The sequence below is a fragment of the Amycolatopsis bullii genome, from assembly GCF_014654205.1.
Lineage (GTDB): Bacteria > Actinomycetota > Actinomycetes > Mycobacteriales > Pseudonocardiaceae > Amycolatopsis > Amycolatopsis plumensis.
Genome location: NZ_BNAW01000002.1, coordinates 150,760 through 152,469 on the forward strand (window position 1 = coordinate 150,760; position 1,710 = coordinate 152,469).

Here is a 1,710-nt window from a genome sequence, read left to right on the forward strand (position 1 = left end):
AAACAATGATTTCCGGCCCAGCCGCGGAAACTGCTCCTGCACCCCGCTGATGACCAGCACCTTTTCCCCAGAAATCAAGGGCGTTGCCGGTTTACGGCCACACCGGGATCCTGATCGGGAAAATCGATGCCCGGGTGAGACGAGGTGAATGACCGTGTCCACAACGGTTACCGGTCCCGAAACGGCGACCCGGGAGCACGCGGCCGTGGTGCCGTTCCGGTGGAAACCGGTGCTCGCGGTGAGCCTCGCGCTCACCGCGGTGCTGCTGGCGCTGGCGGGGCGATACGGCTACTACATGGACGAGCTGTATTTCCGCGTCGCGGGCGACCACCTCGGCTGGGGATACGTCGACCAGCCGCCGCTGGTGGCGTTGCTCGCGAAAGCGCAGACGGCTTTGTTCGGCGACACGCTGTTCGCCATCCGGGTCGTGCCCGCCCTGCTGGCCGGGCTTTCGGTGTGGGTCGCCGCGCACCTGGCCCGCGAACTCGGCGGCGGGGGCGGGGCCCAGGTGCTGGCCGCGAGCGCCGCCGCCGGCACGCTGGCGACCATGGCCGCCGGGCACGTCCTGCACCCGACCGCGGTCGACCACGTCGTGTGGGTGACGCTCTGCTGGCTGCTGGTCCGGCTGCTGCGCACCCGCGACTCCCGCCTGTGGCTCGCCATCGGCGCGGTGGTCGGGATCGGCCTGCTCGCGAAGTACCTCGTCGTCCTGCTGGTCGCCGGGCTGGTCGCGGGGCTGCTGGTGGCCGGGCCGCGGCAGGTCCTGCGCGACCGGTTCCTCGCCCTCGGCGCCGGGCTGGGCCTGCTGATCGCGCTGCCGGTGCTCGTCTGGCAGGCCCCGCACGGCTGGCCGCAGTTCTCGATGGCCTCGGAGATGTCCGAACCGCTCAGCGTCGGCGGCGCGGTGAACTTCCTCATCGGCCAGCCGCTGATGACCGGCCTGTTCCTCACCCCGGTCTGGATCGCCGGGCTGACCGGGCTGCTGCGCCGTCCACAGTGGCGTGACTACCGCGCGCTCGCGGTCGCCTACCTGGTGATCGCGGTGGTGCTGCTGCTCGTCGGCGGGTTCGGGCGCTACACCGAGGGCCTGCTGACGTCGCTGACCGCCGCGGGCTGCGTCCCGGCGGCCGCCTGGGTCAGGACGGTGCCGCGCCGGATCGTGCTGGCCGCGGCGGTGGTCGTGAACGCGGTGCTGGCGGCGGTGATGTGCCTGCCGGTGCTGCCGGCGTCGGCCTACGCGGAAGACTCCCCGCTGGCCGGGTTCGGCGACGCCCAGCTCGGCCAGACCGGCTGGGAAGAGCTGACCGAGCAGGTCGCCACGGTGTACCGCGGCCTGCCCCCGGCCGAGCGCGCCCGCGCGATCGTCTACGGCCAGAACTACGCCGAAGCGGGCGCGGTCGACCGGTTCGGGCCGGCCCGGGGACTCCCGCCGGCCTACAGCGGCCTCAACTCCTACCACGACTTCGGCCGCCCGGCCGACGACCGGACGGTCGTCCTCGCCGTCGGGGTCGATCCCGCGGCTTTCGGGCGTCACTTCGCCCGCTGCGTGCCCGCGGCCACACTGCACTTCGCGTTGCCGCACCTCGAAGAGGGGAAACCGGTTCTGCTCTGCCACGACCCGGTGCAGCCGTGGGACCGGCTGTGGCCGCAGCTGCGCTGGGTCGGCACGTTCTGACGCCGTGATACCGCGGGAGGACCCTTCCCGCGGTA

1 protein-coding gene is annotated in these 1,710 nt (G+C 72.4%); it reads left to right on the forward strand.

All coding sequences use genetic code 11. From position 1 onward, the window contains the following. Positions 1-154: 154 nt before the first annotated feature. Entirely contained in the window at positions 155-1,675 is a 1,521-nt protein-coding gene (locus tag IE317_RS03265) for a glycosyltransferase family 39 protein (protein WP_191306520.1), read from the forward strand. Positions 1,676-1,710 lie beyond the last annotated feature (35 nt).